This is a genomic window from Microbacterium lushaniae (assembly GCF_008727775.1).
GTDB lineage: Bacteria > Actinomycetota > Actinomycetes > Actinomycetales > Microbacteriaceae > Microbacterium > Microbacterium lushaniae.
Map to the genome: position 1 here is coordinate 3273348 of NZ_CP044232.1, position 16266 is coordinate 3289613.

The window sequence follows — 16266 nt, forward strand, 5'->3', positions numbered from 1 at the left end:
GGCGTCAGGCGTCCGGACGTCCGTAGCCGGCGGCGACGAGCGCGCGCCCGATCGAGGTCGCCGTCAGACGCACCAGGTGGATCATGTTCTTGCCGTCCACGTCCTGCTCGGTCAAGGCGAGCGAGACGGCCGCCACGACCGATCCGTCCGCACCGTGGATGGGCGCCGCGACCCCGATGTGCACGTCGTCGATCTGCCGGTCGCTGACGGCATAACCGCTTCGCCGGATGTCGCCGAGGAGCCGCTCCAGCAGCACCGGATCGGTGTACGTGCGGGGCGTGAATGCGGGGAGCGGGGCGGCCAGGACCTGCGCGCGCACGTCGTCGGGCGCATGCGAGAGGAGGACGAGGCCGATCGCGGTGGCATGCAGCGGGTAGCGCGCTCCGGACAGCGGCCGACGCACCTGTCTCCGCGGAGACTGCACCCGTTCGATGGAGAGGAGCTCGAGGCCCTCACGGATGGCGAGGTGGGACGCGTAGCCCGTCGTCTCGTACAGGTCCAGGAGGTAAGGGCGGGCCAGACGCAGCAGTCCGACCGAACGGGGAGCAAGGGACGCGACTTCCCACAGCCGCAGGCCGATGTTGTACCGCCCGTCGCCATCCCGCTCCAGCGCTCCCCACTCGGTGAGCCGGCCCACGATGCGGTGGCACGTGGCGATGGGCAGCCCGGTGCGCCGCGAGATGTCGGAGAGCGACTGCCGCACGCGTCCGCCCTGGAACGTGCCGAGGATCGCGAAGGCCCGGTCGATGAGCGAACGCGCCCGGTCTTCTGTCGTGCTCTCGCGCGCCGTCGTCACCCTGTCATTATCGACCGGATGCGGCCGCGCCCGTTGCCCGCATCAGGCGAATCGCCGGAATCAGGACGGATTGGGCCCGGAGCATCCTGATCTGGGCGATTCTCCTGTTCTGGGCGCCGCGGCTACGAGGCGTCGAGCACGTACTTGAGCTGCTCGACCGCCCAGTCCAGTTCGGTCGCGCGGATCACCAGCGGCGGGGCGATGCGGATCGTCTGCCCGTGCGTGTCCTTCACCAGGACGCCGCGGGCCAGCAGCCGCTCGGCCACCTCCCGCCCCGTGCCGACGGCCGGGTCGATGTCGATGCCGGCCCACAGGCCCGCCGCCCGGACGGCCGTGACGCCCGAGCCGACGAGGTCGGCGAGCCGCGCCTGGAGGTGCTCGCCGAGCGCCGTCGCACGGGTCTGGAACTCCCCCGAGGACAGCATCTCGACCACGCGCAGCCCGACCGCGGCGGCCAGCGGGTTGCCGCCGAAGGTCGATCCGTGCTCGCCGGGGCGGATGACCCCGAGCACGTCGCGGTCGGCCACGACGGCCGACAGCGGCAGGATGCCGCCACCCAGCGCCTTGCCCAGCAGATACACGTCGGGCACGACGCCTTCGCGGTCGCACGCGAAGGTCGTGCCGACCCGGCCGAGGCCGGACTGGATCTCGTCGGCGATGAGCAGCACGTTGTTCGCGGTGCAGATCTCGCGGACGGCGCGGAGGTAGCCGTCGGGCGGCACGATGATGCCCGCCTCACCCTGGATGGGCTCGATCAGCACCGCGGCGGTGTTCTCGTCGATCGCCGCCTCGATCGCTGCGGCATCGCCGAACGGCACCCGGACGAACCCCGCGGCGAAGGGTCCGAAGTCGTCGCGGGCGGCGGGGTCGTCGCTGAACCCGACGATCGTGGTGGTGCGACCGTGGAAGTTGCCGTCGGCCACGACGACGGTCGCCGCATCCGCCGGGATCCCCTTGACCCGGTAGCCCCACGCGCGGGCCACCTTGATGCCGGTCTCCACGGCCTCGGCGCCGGTGTTCATCGGCAGCACGAGCTCTTTGCCGCACAGCTCGGCCAGCGCTGCGGCGAAGGGCCCCAGCCGGTCGTTGTGGTAGGCCCGGCTCGTCAGGGTCAGCCGATCCAGCTGCTCTCGTGCAGCGGCGAGGATCTCGGGATGGCCGTGACCGAAGTTCAGCGCCGAGTAGGCCGACAGGAGGTCGAGGTACCGCTTGCCTTCGACGTCGGTCACCCACGATCCCTCACCGCGGGCGATGACCACGGGCAGGGGCGAGTAGTTGGATGCCACGTGCTCGCGCTCGTCGTCGATGATCCGCAGCGTCCCGGTGTCCAGCCGCAGGCTCATCGGATCACTCCCCGCAGTTCGAGCGTGCAGCACTTGATGCCGCCCCCGCCGAGCAGGAGCTCGGAGAGGTCGAGCATCACGGGGGTGTAGCCGCGTTCGCGCAGCTGGGCCTCGAACCCGACCGCGCGCGGGGAGATGATGACGTTGCGACCGTCGCTGGCGGAGTTCAGGCCGAACACCGCGCCGTCGGCATCCGACACCTGGATGGCGTCGGGGTAGCGCTCGCGCAGGATCGCCTGGCTGGCCTCGTCGAAGGCGCTGGGGAGGTAGGCGATGTTCGCCCGCTCCACACCCCCGGTCGCTGAGCCTGTCGAAGGACCCTCGACCGGGTCGAGGACGGCGATCGCGGTGTCGAGGTGGTAGAACCGGGGGTCGGTCAGGGTGAGGGAGACGACCTCGCGGCCGAACACTTCGCCGACTTCGCGGTGGCTGTCGCCGGTGGAGCGGAAGCCCGTGCCGGCGAGGATCGTCTGGCCGACGAGGAGGAAATCCCCCTCGCCCTCGTTGACCTCCGCGGGCTCGACGACGTCGAACCCGTTCGCCGCGAACCACTCCATGAACGCCGGCCCCTCGGGGACCCGCTCGGCGAAGCGGAACTTCGGACCGTACGCGACGCCGTCGATGACGAACCCGCCGTTGGCGGTGTAGACCATGTCCGGGAGCCCGTCGATGGGGTCGATGAGCTCGACGTCGTGACCGAGCGCGAGGTACGTGTCGTACAGCGTCTGCCACTGCTGCAGGGCGCGCGCCGTGTCGGTGGGGCGGGCTGGCTCCATCCACGGGTTGATGCTGTAGCTGACCGTGAAGTGCTCGGGGCGGCACATGAGGTAGCGGCGGTGCTGCTGGGTGCGCTGGGTGCTCGCGGCGGGGGCGACGGATTCGTGCGTGGACATACAGCTCCTCGGATGAGTGCGGCGGACGCTGTCCCCGGGCCCGGCGGAGCTCTGTGAAGCCGGCGATCCGGGCACGCCGCGACCATTGTGCCACGCCCCCACACCCGGGGGCGAGTGGCCCCTCGCCGCGCCGAAACACCACTCTCCGTCCGAAACACCCCGCGTCGCCGGGTGTCTCAGACGGAGAGTGATGTCTCGGCGGCGGGGGGCCGGGGGGCGGGTCAGATGACCGCGGTGCTCCAGGGGTCGGGCGTGCCGTAGCGGTGCGCGGTGATGGAGATCGACTGCTCGCGCAGGAACGGCAGGAGCTCGATGCGCCCGGCGGTGGTCACCTCGTCGGCGTAGACGGCCAGGTCGGGATCGCCCGCGACCGCGGTGGCCAGCGCCCGGTGCAGCGCCGTGACGCTCTCCCCCGCACCCACCAGCCGCGCGCGCGAGGGCCGCGGGGCGGATGCTGCGGCCTCGCCGGCGTCCACCGTGCCGTGCGCGACCATCCGCTGCATCCACTGCTCGTCGGTCTCCACCGCAACGGGGACGCCGAGATCGCCCAGGGCGCGGCGCACCTCGGCGGGAAGCCCCACCGGAGTGCTCAGCGTGAAGACCCCACCTGCCCGCACGCCCGCGAGCACGACGCGGAGCACCGCCTGCCACGGAGCATCCGCCGTCGCCCGCACCGCCACGCCGTCGACGGGACGGTAGCGGAGCAGGTTGCGCTCGACCTGCAGGTGCGACACGTCCTTCACGCGGCCGAACTCCCGGTCCCACGCGATCGCGTCCGACAGGGCGCCCCGGCGGAGCCACTCGAACGCCTCGTAGTGCAGGCTCGACTGGGCGGCCTCGATGAGGCCCGTGATGCGCGAGTCGAGCCCGCGCAGGTGCAGCGTGGAGGACGGGGGGCCGCCGCTGGTCGCGCGCCACGATCCGAGCCCGACGAGGTAGTTCGGCCCGCCGGCCTTGGCGCCGGGACCCACCGAGGAACGCTTCCACCCGCCGAAGGGCTGGCGCTGCACGATCGCGCCGGTGATCCCGCGGTTGACGTACAGGTTCCCCGCCTGCACGCGGTCCAGCCACAGGGCGAGGTCGCCGGGGTTCTGCGTGTACAGCCCCGCGGTGAGCCCGTACTCGACGGCGTTCTGCAGCTCGATCGCCTGCGCGAGGGAGGACGCGCGCATGATGCCGAGCACCGGTCCGAAGAACTCCTCGCGGTGCAGGCGCGATCCGGGCGACACACCCGTGCGGATGCCGGGGGTCCAGTACCGCCCGGCCTCCTCCGGGCCGAAATCGAGCTCGCGGGGCTCGACGAGCCACCGCTCGCCGTCCTCCAGCGTCGTCAGCGCCCACGCGAGCTTGCCCTGCGGCACCTGGATGAGCGGGCCGACCTCGCTCAGCGGATCGGACGCGGGGCCCACCCGCAGCGACGTCGTGGCGTCCACGAGCTGCTGCGCGAACCGCCGCGACCGCGCGACCGGGCCCACGAGGATCGCCAGCGACGCGGCCGAGCACTTCTGGCCGGCATGGCCGAACGCGCTTCGGACCAGGTCGGATGCGGCCAGGTCGAGGTCGGCGGAGGGCATCACGACGATCGCGTTCTTGCCGCTGGTCTCGGCCAGCAGCGGCAGATCGGGCCGCCACGAGCGGAACAGCTGCGCGGTCTCCCACGACCCGGTGAGCACGACCCGCTCGACGGCGGGGTGCTCGATGAGCGATCGGCCGAGGGCGTCCTCGTCGACGTCGACGAGCGCGAGCACCTCACGCGGGATCCCGGCGTCCCACAGCGCCTCGGCGACCACGGCGGCGCAGCGCCGGGCCTGCGGTGCGGGCTTGAAGACCACGCCGCTGCCGGCGGCGAGCGCGGCGAGCACGCCACCGGCGGGGATGGCGAGCGGGAAGTTCCAGGGCGGGGCGACGACGGTGACCCGTGCCGGAGTGAAGACGGCGCCGGGGACGCGGTCGAGCTCGCGCGCGGTCGCGGCGTAGTAGTCGGCGAAGTCGACGGCCTCGCTCACCTCGGTGTCGGCCTCGGCGAACACTTTGCCGGTCTCGGATGCGGCCACCTCGATGAGCAGGCCTCGCCGGGCGGCGAGGATGCGCGCCGCACGCGTGAGGATCTCCGCCCGCTCCGCCGCGGAGCGGGCGGCCCACGAGCCGGCGGCGTCGCGCACGCGGGCGAGGATCGCATCCAGCGTGGCGGCGTCGTCCACGCGCGCATCCGTCAGCACGGCGTCGCCGGCGGCGGAGGCCGGCACGCGGGCCAGCACGGCGGCGGCCCACTCGCGGTTCGCCGGCAGCGCCGCATCCGAATCGGCGGTGTTGCGGAACCCGGGCGCCCCGACGGCGTCCTCGTCGTCCTCGCGGGCGGAGAACACCGCCGTCTCGACGAAGGCCTCACCGCCGAAGACGACCTGCCCGGCATCGTCGTCGCCCGGCGACGCCGCGCGCGCGATGCCGAGCACCGCCTGCGTGAGGCCCTCCTCGGCGGCGGGCGGGTCGCGCAGGATGCGGGGGACGTCGGGGGCGGCCTCGCCGTCGCGCTCCTGGCTGCGCCGGGCGCCGAGGGGCAGTCGCGGATCGGCGGCACGCTCGACGGAGGCGAGATACCGGTCGCGCTCGCGAGCGAACAGCTCGGGGTCGTCGGCGAGATCGAACGCCGTGGAGAGGAAGTTCTCCCCCGAGGCGTTCTCCTCCAGCCGCCGCACGAGGTAGCTGATCGCGACGTCGAATTCGTCGGGTCGCACGACCGGCACGTACAGCAGGACCGGCCCCACTTCGCGGGCCACCGCGGCCGCCTGCCCCTGGGCCATGCCGAGGAGCATCTCGACCTCGATGTCGGCGCTCACGCCGCGCTCGGAGGCGAGCAGCCACGCGTGGGCGATGTCGAAGAGGTTGTGGCCGGCCACCCCGACGCGCACCGCGGAGGTCGATTCGGGGCGGAGCGCTTCGGCGAGGCATCGCAGGTAGTTCGCGTCGGTGTCGAGCTTGCTGTCGTACGTGGCCGGCCGCCACCCGTGGAGCACCGCATCCACGCGCTCCATCGCGAGGTTGGCGCCCTTGACGAGGCGGATCTTGATGCGCGCACCGCCCGCGGCCACGCGCTGGCGCGCCCACGCGGTGAGTTCGCGCAGCGCCGGCAGCGCATCGGGCAGATACGCCTGCAGCACGATCCCGGCTTCCAGCCCGCTCAGGCGCGGGTCTTCCAGCACGCGCGTGAACACCGCGATCGTAAGGTCGAGGTCGCGGTACTCCTCCATGTCGAGGTTGATGAACGTGCCGTCGGCGGCGGCGCTGAGGTACAGCGGCATGAGCCGGTCGGCGACGCGCTCGACCATGTCGTCGAACGCCCACAGCGTCACGTGCGACGCGATCGCCGACACCTTGACCGAGACGTAGTCGACGTCGGGGCGGCGGATGAGGTCGTGGATGCCGTCGAGCCGGCGCTGCGCTTCGGCTTCTCCCAGCACGGCCTCCCCCAGCAGATTGAGGTTGAGCCGCGCGCCGCCCTCCCGCAGCTTCGCGAGGGCCGGACCGAGCTTGGCTGGACGCGCATCGACGACGAGGTGGCCCACCATCTCCCGCAGCGCACGGCGCGCGATCGGGACGACGGGGGCGGGGAGCGCAGGGGCCACCATCCCGCCGACGTGGACGGCGCCGCGCAGATACCACGGGAGGAATTCGGGCACGAGCGGGGCGATGCGGTGCAGCTGGGATGCGGCGGCCGCCAGGCTCTCCGGCCGCATGACGCCGTCGACGAACCCGATCGTGAAGGGCAGTCCGTGCGGGTCGCGGAGGACGCCGGCCAGGCGCTGTGCCGATCGGTCCGTCGGCTCCGCGGCGGATTCGGCCACCCACCGGGCGGCGAGTTCGACGGCACGGTCCGCGAGGTCGGGAGGCAGCGCGGGCGCAGTCGTGCTCATGCTCGACAGCCTAGGCAGGCGCTCCCGGCCGCCGGATGCGCCGTGCCGCGCGCCGCGGCAACTCTCCCCGCCGCCCGCCGCGGCCCGTATCGAGCGGCAGGAGGCACCGCCAAGATTGTCGGTGAAGGTGAACTGATCGGTAACCTGGCACCACGTGCGTCCGGCGGGGGTCCGGGCAGTGCGTTCCGAGGGGGATCAGGTGTTCACTTCTGTGCTCTGGTGGGTGGGTATCGCCGCATCCGTTCTACTGCTGGCCGCGGGCACCCTCCTGGTGGTGCTCGGCGCCCGTCGGCTCCGCCGCCGTCCGGCCCCGGCGACGACGCCGCCGACGGAGCCGGCGGCCGCCGCGCCCAGCCCCCACTACCCCCCGTACGACCCCGCGAACCCGCACTACCGCGACGGCTGGCAGTTCGTGCAGGGCCAGTGGACGCAGGTGCAGGTGTGGGATGCCCCGTCGCAGCAGTGGTACGTCCACGGGGTCGACGCCACGGGCGCCCCGACGGCGACAGCGGTCGGCGTGCGCACAGCGGCCGCCGCATCCGCCCCGAAGCGGCGGACTGCCGGCATCGCCATGCTCACCGTCGGCGCCGTGGTCGCCGTGGCCGCGATCCCCCTCGGCGTGGCATCCGCCGGTCCGCTTCTGACCAGCACCGCCGCCGCCGGGGGGCTGCCGACGGACATCGTCTCCGAATCCGCGGACTTCCGGTACACCGCCCCCGTCGACATCGCCGACGACGAGGAACTCACCTTCCGGTTCCGCGTCGACCCGGAGACGTACGACGAAGAGTCGTACATGAAGCGCAGCACCGCGATGGTGGCCGCCTACTACGACTCCGACTTCAGCCAGCTGGCGGATTACTACCTCCGCTCGTCGTCCATCGACCACTCGGTCACGCTCTCGCCCTCCCCGCCGAAGATCCGCGACGCCGACGCCGATCCGCTCTTCGGAGAGGACGAGCGGAGGTCGTGGGCGCCGATGGACACGCTGTACGTCGTGCAGTACCTCGACCCCGACGGCAAGGAATTCGACAAGCCGATCGTGACGATGGCGCGCGTGCGTCCGACCACCGAGGTGCCGGCCACGCCGCAGGTGCAGTACACCGCCGCCACCGACGGATTCCTCGAGCTCACGTGGGCGCCGGTGGACGGCGCCGTGGAGTACGTGCCGCTGCTGGCCACCACGAACCCCGACATCGGGTACACCGTGTACGAGGCGCTGGACACCGTGGACGGTTCCGCGACGGCCTGGTCCACGCGGGATGTCGAGACCGAGGACTGCTGGTTCAGCGGTATCGGCGACAGCGTGCAGAACTGCGCCCTGAGAGGGGCGTACCTCGCTCTCGAGAACGGGGAGGCCATCGGCTACGGTCTGATGGCGATCGGCGAGGACGGCACCCGCTCGTTCATCGACCGCTTCGACGGCCGCATGCTCAACGCGATGCTGCCCGGAGAGGTGTCGATCGAACGCCCCGCCGGCACCACCACGGTGTACACCGGCGCCCCGGACAGCTTTCCCACCACCGCGCGCACCCTCACCGTCGGAGCCACCGAGGGCGACGTGCCGCTGGTGTTCGACCGCGCCGAACGCAACGGTGCGACCGGCTACATCCACGCGCGCGTGCCGGGTACCGCCGCGGCGGTCTCGCTGGGCTGGGATTACGTGGACGGCACGTGGGACGCGTTCGTCGAGGGGGTGCGCGCGCGACTGGAGGCAGCACTCCCCCGCCCCACCGGCATCTTCGAATCGTCGTACCAGGAGCTGGCCACGCCCGCGTCCGACGCGCCCGTGTCGCGGGAAGCGCCCGAGGTGGACTTCCCGCTGCCCGACGAGTTCGGGGAGATCGGCGAATACGTCGCGGCGAATCTCATCGCGGGCAACGAGCGCATCGACATGGATGCGGTGGCCAACCCCTTCGCGCCTGGTGAACTCGTGGAGGCGGTGATCAGCCAGACCCCGTACGCGATGGTGCGCACCTACAGCCTCAGGCAGATCGAGGAGCGCCTCGTGCTCGAAGTGGACTACCCGCTCCCCGTCGAGGAGATGCGCCGCGTGCAGGAGGAGACCCGCGCCAAGGCGCAGGCGGTCGTCGCGGAGGTGGTGCGCGACGGCATGAGCGAGCGCGACACCGCGCTCGCTCTGAACGACTGGATCGTCGCCCACGCCGAGTACGACTACGTCGCCTTCGACGCCGTCCAGGCCGACCGCAGCCGCTGGTACGCGCCGGAGTACGCGCCGGCGTGGCGGGCCGACGGGATCCTGCTCGGCGGGTCGGGGGTGTGCGCCGGGTACGCGCTCGCTTACAAGCTCCTCTCCGACGAGGCCGGGATCGAGTCGGTGTACGTCGTGGGCAACGCCAACGCGAGCGGGCATGCCTGGAACAAGACGTTCATGGACGGCAAGTGGCAGGTCGTCGATCCGACCTGGAACGACGCGCCGACACCCAACGAGCTGTTCGGCATCACCGACGAGATCGCGCTCACGCAGTGGAGCCACGAGCTCAGTTCGGAACGCTGGACCATCCCCTCGATGGTCGGGCAGTACGCGGCCGGCTGATCAGTCCCAGACGCTGGGCGCGGGACGGCGCTGCGAGGGGAGTGCGGATGCCGCGGCCCACTCGTGCACCCACGGCTCGACGTCGGGCAGCCCCTCGGGGTAGCCGAGCGCGGTGAACAGCTCGTCGTGGTCGACGGTGCCGCCCGAGCGCTTGAGCATGCGAGCGCGGATGATCGCCCGCGCATAGATCTCGCCGCGCACGACGGCCCTGTGCTCGAGGTACAGCGCCCGGTCGTCGTGGCCGATCAGGCGCGTCTCCAGCTCGAAGCGCTGCCACAGGTTGAGCGACTTGCGGAAGGTGACCGTCTCGCTGGAGACCACCGGGTACCACCCGTGGGTGTTCATCTCCTCCAGCAGGCCCGTCCGCACGAGCAGATCCCACCGGCCCAGGTCGAACACCGACAGGTAGCGGCCGTTGTTCATGTGCTTGAGGATGTCGATGTCGGTGGGGAGGGTCCTCAGCCGGATGCGACCGACCGCGCTGGGCGGGAGCCGCTCCCCCGAGCGGCGCACGGAGCGCCGTGCGCGGGCGATGACGAAGAGGGTGCGCCAGAGGAGATTCACGATCCGCGAGCGTAGCTTCCCGCACGCCGCCCGCGCATTCGGTTGTGGGATGCCGACAGTCCGGCGGTGGCCTCGGCCCACCCCCGGCTCGGCTCAGCCACATCCAGCCCAGCCTCGGCTCAGCCCCACGTTCGCGCCACATCCCCAGCCCAGCCTCGGCTCAGCCCCACGTCCGCGCCACATCCGTGCATCCGCGCCAATTCTTAGTGGCGCGGATGCAGCGAACAGGCGCGAACGTGGGACGGCGCGAACGTGGGCGGCGCGGGCGGGCCCGGGGCGGGCGGGGCGGGGATCACGTGCGGGCGACGTCCAACTGCACGACGGCCCACGACAGCGGCGGCAGCGTCGCGCGCAGCGTGCCGTCTTCGAGTCCCACGGAGCGCAGGGGCACCAGGCCCACCGTGTCGGGCGCGTCCTGGGTGTTGGCGCTGTGCCGGTCGCCGCCCTCCGGCAGGGTCAGCACCTCCGCGCCGCGCACACCCGTGACCCCGAGCCCGCGAACCTCCAGCGTCACCGCGGCCTCCTCGTCCAGCGAGCGGTTCGCCAGGAACAGCGCGGCCCGGCCCGACCCCTCATCCCACGTCGCCGCCGCGTCCACCGCATCCACGTCTCCGAACTTCGCCGTCGCGATCTGCGACGACTCCACGGCGAGGCGCAGGATGCGGCCGCGGGCGAGCTCGGCGATCCGGGCGAACGGCCAGAAGATCGTCTGCCGCCACGCCGGGCCGTTCTCCTCGGAGCGGATGGGCGCGATGACGTTCACCAGCTGCGCCTGGTTGGCGATCCGCACGCGGTCGCCGTGCCGGAGCAGGCTGTGCAGGAAGGTGCCGACGACGACCGCGTCGGTGACGGAGTAGGTGTCTTCGATGAGCCGCGGATGCTCCCGCCACTGCCGCGCGACCAGGTGCGGCTGGTCGTCGGTCTGCAGGCCCTCCTGGTACCAGACGTTCCACTCATCGAAGGAGATGTCCACCTGCCTGGTGTGCTTGCCCGCCGCCTTGACTGCGTCGATCGTGGCGATCACGCCCTCGATGAACGCATCCATGTCGACCGATTCGGCGAGGAAGGATGCGGCATCCTCGTCGCGCTCCTGGTAGTACGCGTGCATCGAGATGTAGTCCACCTCCTCGTACGCGTGCGTGAGCACCGTGTGCTCCCACGAGCCGAAGGTCGGCATCTGCCGGTTGGAGGATCCGACCGCGACCAGCTCCAGGTCGGGGTCGACGAAGCGCATCGCCTTCGCCGTCTCCTGCGCGAGCCGGCCGTACTCGTGCGCCGTCTTGTGGCCGATCTGCCACGGTCCGTCGAGCTCGTTGCCCAGGCACCACAGGCGGATGTCGAAGGGCTCGGATGCACCGTTGCGGCGCCGGAGGTCGGACCAGTACGTCCCGCCGGGGTGATTCGCGTACTCCACGAGCGCGCGGGCCTCCTCGACGCCGCGCGTCCCGAGGTTCACCGCCTGCATCACCTCGACGTCCGCCGCACGGGCCCACTCGACGAACTCGTGCAGCCCGAAGGCGTTCGTCTCCACCGTGTGCCATGCCCCGTCCAGCCGCCGGGGACGGTCGGCCACGGGACCGACGCCGTCCTCCCACAGATACCCCGAGACGAAGTTGCCTCCCGGGTAGCGCACGACCGTCGGACCCATCTCCTTCACCAGCGCGAGGACGTCGCGGCGGAACCCGCGCTCATCCGCTTCGGGGTGCCCCGGCTCGAAGATGCCGGTGTAGACGCACCGGCCCATGTGCTCGACGAAAGAGCCGAAGAGCCGTCGGGGCACGTCGGCCACGGTGAAGTCACGGTCGATGACGATGCGGGCGCGGGGCATGGCTCTCCTGTTGTTCGACGGGGGATGCGGCGCAGACGGCTCAGGTGCCGCCGAAGCCGGTCGTGGCGACGCCGCGGACGATCTGCTTCTGGAAGATCAGGAACAGCACGATCAACGGCACCGAGGCGAGCACGGCCTGCGCCATGAGCTGCGCGTACTGCACGCCGTACGCGCTGATGACGGTCTGCAGGCCCACCGGCAGCGTCATCAGGCTGGTGTCGTTGATGATGAGGAAGGGCCACAGGAAGTTGTTCCACGTGGTGATGAAGACGAAGATCGCCACGGCCGCCAGGATGCCGCGGGAAAGCGGCAGCACGACCGACCAGAACACGCGCACGCGCCCCGCGCCGTCCACGCGCGCCGCGTCCTCGAGCTCGATGGGCACCTGGTCGAAGAACTTCTTCAGGATGAACACCATCGCCGGCGCGACGACCTGCGGCAGGATCAGCCCGAGAGGCGTGTCGACGAGGTTGAAGGCGAGCATCTCGTAGAACAGCGGGATGATCAGCACCTGCGGCGGCACCACGATCGAGGCGATCACGATGCCGTACAGGAAGCTCTTGCCCGGGAACTCCAGCCGCGAGAACGCGTAGGCGGCGAGCGCCGAGATGGCCAGCGTGATGAACGTGACCGCGGCAGAGGTCCACAGGCTGTTGAACGCCCAGATGTAGACGTTCCCCTGCGCCAGGATCGTCTGGTACGCGTCGGTGGTCGGACCGGACGCCCCGATCCACGTCCCCCCGGACGCAGCATCCGTCTCGGTCATGAACGAGGTCGCCACCGCCCAGAGGAACGGCAGCAGCCACCCGATCGCCATGAGCGCCAGCGCGATGAAGGCGAGGACGTTGAGGAGGCTGAACCGGCGAGCGCCCGTCTTCCGCACGCGGTCGGGGGTGTTCGCCGCACCCTCGGGGGTGGCGAGGGGTGCTCGGGCCTGCGCGGTGGTGCTCATGACTGCTCCCCTCGGCGACGCAGCGCGAACGCCTGTATGACGCCGACGATGACGATGATCGCGAAGAAGACGTACGAGATCGCCGCTGAGTACCCGAAGCGGTAGCCGACGAAACCCGCCTCGTAGATGTACTGCACGATCGAGCGGGTCGTGTCGCTCGCGATGCCCCCGAGCATCTGGTACGCCTGGTCGAAGAGCTTCAGCGAGGCCAGGATCTGCAGGATGACGATGAGCACCGTCACCTGCCCGAGCTGCGGAAGCGTGATCGACCACAGCTGGCGCCACGGCCCCGCGCCGTCGAGGGATGCCGCCTCGTACTGCTGCTGAGGGATGTTCTGGAGGGCGGCGAGGTAGAGCAGGAAGTTGAAGCCCACCGTCCACCACACCGTGGCGATCACGATCCCGTACATGTTGGTGTCGGGGCTCTGCAGCCACGCGAGGGGCTCCAGCCCGAAGGACTCCAGGATCCGGTTGGCGGCACCGATCTGCGGGTTGAAGATCCACACCCAGATCTGCGAGATCACGGTGGAGGCCAGCAGATAGGGCAGGAAGAACGACAGCCGCCACAGCCACTGGGCCGGCAGGCCGCGGTGCACCAGCAGCGCCATCACCAGCGCCAGCAGCACGAGCGGCACGGTGGAGAGGATCGTGAACCACGCGGTGTTGCCGAGGGAGCGCCACATGACCGGATCCGTGAGCGCCTCGGCGTAGTTCGCGAACCCCACGAAGGATCCGCCGGCGCCCGTGAGCGACTGGTTGGTGAAGCTCAGGTACAGCCCGTGCAGGAGGGGCCACACGAGGAAGAGGAGGAAGGCCAGAACGAACGGCGCGAGAAATCCCCACGCCGCGACCCCCTCCCGCCGGTCGCCCGCGTGGCGCCGGGTGCCCACGGCGGCGCGCCCGGTCACCACCGTGGTGGTCGAGGGGGCGGATGCGGTGGCGGTCATGCCGTGCCCCCTTCGGGGTTGGCCGGGTTGGGCGTTTTCAGCTGCGAGTCGAGCCGCGAGCGGAACCGGGCGATCGCCGCGGAGGGGTCGTCCCCGCCCAGCAGCACGTTCTGCACCGCCGAGCCGAACTCGGCCTGGAAGCGCGACCCCGAACCGGTGAACCACGCCGGCGGGTCGTAGCGCACGTACTCGGCGGCCTCGGCGTAGTGGGCCTGCGGGAGCAGGTCGGCGTAGTCGGGGGCTTCGGTGACGGGCAGGTAGGCCGGGATGTGCCCCGCCCCCGCCCAATCGAACGAGCCCTTGAGGATGTCGGCCACGAAGCGATAGACGAGGTCCCGGGTCTGCGGGTCGGGCGAGCTCTGGTGCGGCAGGGTGAACGCGTGCGAGTCGGCGTAGACGCTCGGGGTGCCGAAGAGCGTGGGGATGATCGTGGCATCCAGGGGAAGGTCCTGCTCCTGCATCGAGCGCAGCTCCCACACGCCGGTCAGGAACAGACCGCTGCGTCCGGTGGCGAATTCGGCGATGGCGGACTGGTAGTCGTTCTCGCGTGCGGCGATCTCGCCGTCCAGGAGCTGCTGCATGAACGTCAGGGCCGTGACCGCCACGTCGTCGTCCATGTCGGCGCTGCCCCCTTCCGGCAGCCCGATCTCCAGCCCGTGCTGGGTGTAGAAGGTGTAGAACAGCCGCCACATCTGGGCGCCGTCGCCGAGGTATCCGTACGACAGGCCGTGGCCCTCCGACTCCCCCGCCACCGCCCGAGCCAGTTCGAGGAAGTCTTCCGGGGACGACACCGCCCGGAGTCGCCCGTCGCCGTCCAGGACGCCGGCCCGCTCGCAGATCTCCGTGTTGTACATCAGGATGAACGGGTGCGCGTCCAGCGCGACACTGTAGAGGTTGTCGCCGACGAACCCCTTCTCCCAGATCGCGGCCGGGAACGTGCGCTCATCGACGCCGAGTTCCGCCAGCCGCTGCACATCCCACGTGTCCAGGAGGCCGCCCGGCGCGTACCCCACGACGCGCGAGGCGTGCATGACCGAGAGGTCGGGTGCGCGTCCGCCGGCGGCCGCCATGGCGAGCTTCGTGTAGTACGGCTCACCCCACGACAGCACCGTCGGACGCACGAGGTAGGCGTTCTGTCCCGCGTTCGCGGAGTCGATCAGACCCGACATCGTGATGCCGTCGGCGCCGCTGAGCAGGTGCCAGAACTCCAGCGGGCGGGCGCCGGGCGCCACCGCGCCGGGACTGCACGCCGCGAGGGCTGCCGTTCCGGCCAGGGCCGTCGCGAGGCCCAGGAACTGCCTTCTGCTGAAGGCGGGGGGTGCCGTCATCGCCACTCCTTCGTGACCTGTCCGGGGGAGGATGACAGCATCCTTACATCGATGTAACGGCGGGGCAAGAGGCTTCTGACCGACCGCCGTCGGTCAGTGGGCCGGATGCCTCGAAGACGCCGTGCTCTCCCGCTCGACGACGCGGTGCGGGATGGTGACGGCCTGGGGCGTCTGCCCGGGCCGGCTGATCCGCTCGACCAGGAGCCGCAGCGACTCCTGCGCGAAGAGGCGGCGATCAAAGCCCACAGTGGTGAGGGAGGGAGTCGTGAACCGCGCGACTTCGATGTCGTCGAATCCGGCCACCAGCACGTCGTCGGGGACGCGCAGCCCGGATTCGACGAGCTCGCGCGTGGCGCCGACAGCGAGGGAATCCGTGAACGCGAGGATCGCATCCATGTCCACCTCGCGGGTGCGCAGTTCGCGGACCGCCGCCGCACCGGTGGCCATGCTCCACGGCAGGAGGTTCACCTCACGCGCCGGGTCCGGGTCCAACCCCGACTCCCTCAGCGCATCCCGGAACCCCGCCAGCCGGAGACGGCTGGTCGCCGTGGCATGCTCGGGTCGGTCGTCACCGCCGACCGCGGCGATACGGCGGGCGCCGCGGGCGATCAGGTGCAACGTCGCATCCTTCGCCGCCCGGCGACTGTCGATCAGCACCCGGTCGGTGCGATGCTGCTCCACCTCGCCGATCAGAACGACCGGGGGCAGGTCAGCCGCTCGATCGATCACACTGTCTTCGAGCCGGATCGGGTTCAGGATGAGGCCGTCCACCAGGTGGGCACGTGCGCGCGAGAGCAGATCGCGCTCACGCTGCGGGCGGTCGGCCGTCTCCTCGATCTGCACCGCGAACCCGCGCTCGTGCGCCGCCTCGACGAGGTAGTGCAGGAGGTCGGCCGAGAAGGCGGTCGCCAGGTCGGGGAGGGCGACCGCGATGACCCCCGACCGGCCGCTGCGGAGCCCCCGCGCACTGAGGTTGGGCACGAAGTCCAAGGCGCTCATGGCCTGCTCGACACGCGCACGGGTGTCGGGACGGACATGGACCGAACCGGTGAGCACGTTCGATACCGTCTTGGGCGACACGCGGGCAAGGGCCGCGACGTCCTTGACCGTCGCGCGGGCCGTTCGCATGTGCTCAGGATAGGGCGGCGGC

The 16266-nt window shown here is 71.2% G+C and carries 11 protein-coding genes; 1 reads left to right on the forward strand and 10 read right to left on the reverse strand.

What is annotated here, in order from left to right; all coding sequences use genetic code 11:
• Positions 1 to 4: 4 nt before the first annotated feature.
• From F6J85_RS15835 to F6J85_RS15850, 4 genes are all read right to left on the reverse strand, one after another.
• Entirely contained in the window at positions 5 to 796 is a 792-nt protein-coding gene (locus tag F6J85_RS15835; protein ID WP_150926509.1) for an IclR family transcriptional regulator, read from the reverse strand.
• 122 nt (positions 797 to 918) lie between these two features.
• Positions 919 to 2139: an ornithine--oxo-acid transaminase gene (gene rocD, locus F6J85_RS15840; RefSeq protein WP_150926511.1), complete on the reverse strand. Its 1221-nt coding sequence runs from the start codon at positions 2137 to 2139 to the stop codon at positions 919 to 921.
• On the reverse strand, positions 2136 to 3032 hold the full coding sequence (ddaH, locus tag F6J85_RS15845; RefSeq protein WP_150926513.1) for a dimethylargininase: 897 nt from the start codon (positions 3030 to 3032) through the stop codon (positions 2136 to 2138). The genes rocD and ddaH overlap by 4 nt, the downstream gene beginning before the upstream one ends.
• Positions 3033 to 3253: 221 nt before the next feature.
• Positions 3254 to 6943: a proline dehydrogenase family protein gene (locus tag F6J85_RS15850; RefSeq protein WP_150926515.1), complete on the reverse strand. Its 3690-nt coding sequence runs from the start codon at positions 6941 to 6943 to the stop codon at positions 3254 to 3256.
• A gap of 199 nt (positions 6944 to 7142) precedes the next feature.
• Here F6J85_RS15850 and F6J85_RS15855 point away from each other — a divergent pair, with 199 nt between their 5' ends.
• The gene (locus F6J85_RS15855) at positions 7143 to 9497 is read left to right on the forward strand and encodes a transglutaminase domain-containing protein (protein ID WP_150926518.1); all 2355 of its coding nucleotides are present in this window, start codon (positions 7143 to 7145) and stop codon (positions 9495 to 9497) included.
• Here F6J85_RS15855 and F6J85_RS15860 read toward each other — a convergent pair whose 3' ends face one another.
• The 6 genes from F6J85_RS15860 to F6J85_RS15885 form a co-directional block, all read right to left on the reverse strand.
• A complete protein-coding gene (locus tag F6J85_RS15860) occupies positions 9498 to 10061 on the reverse strand; it encodes a thioesterase family protein (protein WP_150920579.1) in 564 nt (187 codons plus the stop codon).
• 292 nt (positions 10062 to 10353) lie between these two features.
• Entirely contained in the window at positions 10354 to 11889 is a 1536-nt protein-coding gene (gene arfA / locus F6J85_RS15865; RefSeq protein ID WP_150926521.1) for an arabinosylfuranosidase ArfA, read from the reverse strand.
• A 40-nt stretch (positions 11890 to 11929) separates the two neighbouring features.
• On the reverse strand, positions 11930 to 12841 hold the full coding sequence (locus tag F6J85_RS15870) for a carbohydrate ABC transporter permease (RefSeq protein WP_150926523.1): 912 nt from the start codon (positions 12839 to 12841) through the stop codon (positions 11930 to 11932).
• Positions 12838 to 13788: a carbohydrate ABC transporter permease gene (locus tag F6J85_RS15875; RefSeq protein ID WP_150926525.1), complete on the reverse strand. Its 951-nt coding sequence runs from the start codon at positions 13786 to 13788 to the stop codon at positions 12838 to 12840. Before F6J85_RS15875 ends, F6J85_RS15870 begins: the two co-directional genes overlap by 4 nt.
• Positions 13785 to 15116, reverse strand: coding sequence for an extracellular solute-binding protein (locus F6J85_RS15880; protein ID WP_150926527.1), 1332 nt, complete (start codon positions 15114 to 15116; stop codon positions 13785 to 13787). The genes F6J85_RS15875 and F6J85_RS15880 overlap by 4 nt, the downstream gene beginning before the upstream one ends.
• 93 nt (positions 15117 to 15209) lie before the next feature.
• Positions 15210 to 16244 carry a LacI family DNA-binding transcriptional regulator gene (locus F6J85_RS15885; RefSeq protein ID WP_150926529.1) on the reverse strand — a complete coding sequence of 345 codons (1035 nt, stop codon included), beginning with the start codon at positions 16242 to 16244 and terminating at the stop codon, positions 15210 to 15212.
• Between the last annotated feature and the right edge of the window lie 22 nt (positions 16245 to 16266).

Excerpts from the sequence above, each read along its gene's own strand:
- rocD (WP_150926511.1), bottom strand. The coding sequence starts at position 2,139 with ATGAGCCTGCGGCTGGACACCGGGACGCTGCGGATCATCGACGACGAG.
- ddaH (WP_150926513.1), bottom strand. The coding sequence starts at position 3,032 with ATGTCCACGCACGAATCCGTCGCCCCCGCCGCGAGCACCCAGCGCACC.
- F6J85_RS15850 (WP_150926515.1), bottom strand. The coding sequence starts at position 6,943 with ATGAGCACGACTGCGCCCGCGCTGCCTCCCGACCTCGCGGACCGTGCC.
- arfA (WP_150926521.1), bottom strand. The coding sequence starts at position 11,889 with ATGCCCCGCGCCCGCATCGTCATCGACCGTGACTTCACCGTGGCCGAC.
- F6J85_RS15870 (WP_150926523.1), bottom strand. The coding sequence starts at position 12,841 with ATGAGCACCACCGCGCAGGCCCGAGCACCCCTCGCCACCCCCGAGGGT.
- F6J85_RS15875 (WP_150926525.1), bottom strand. The coding sequence starts at position 13,788 with ATGACCGCCACCGCATCCGCCCCCTCGACCACCACGGTGGTGACCGGG.
- F6J85_RS15880 (WP_150926527.1), bottom strand. The coding sequence starts at position 15,116 with ATGACGGCACCCCCCGCCTTCAGCAGAAGGCAGTTCCTGGGCCTCGCG.
- F6J85_RS15885 (WP_150926529.1), bottom strand. The coding sequence starts at position 16,244 with ATGCGAACGGCCCGCGCGACGGTCAAGGACGTCGCGGCCCTTGCCCGC.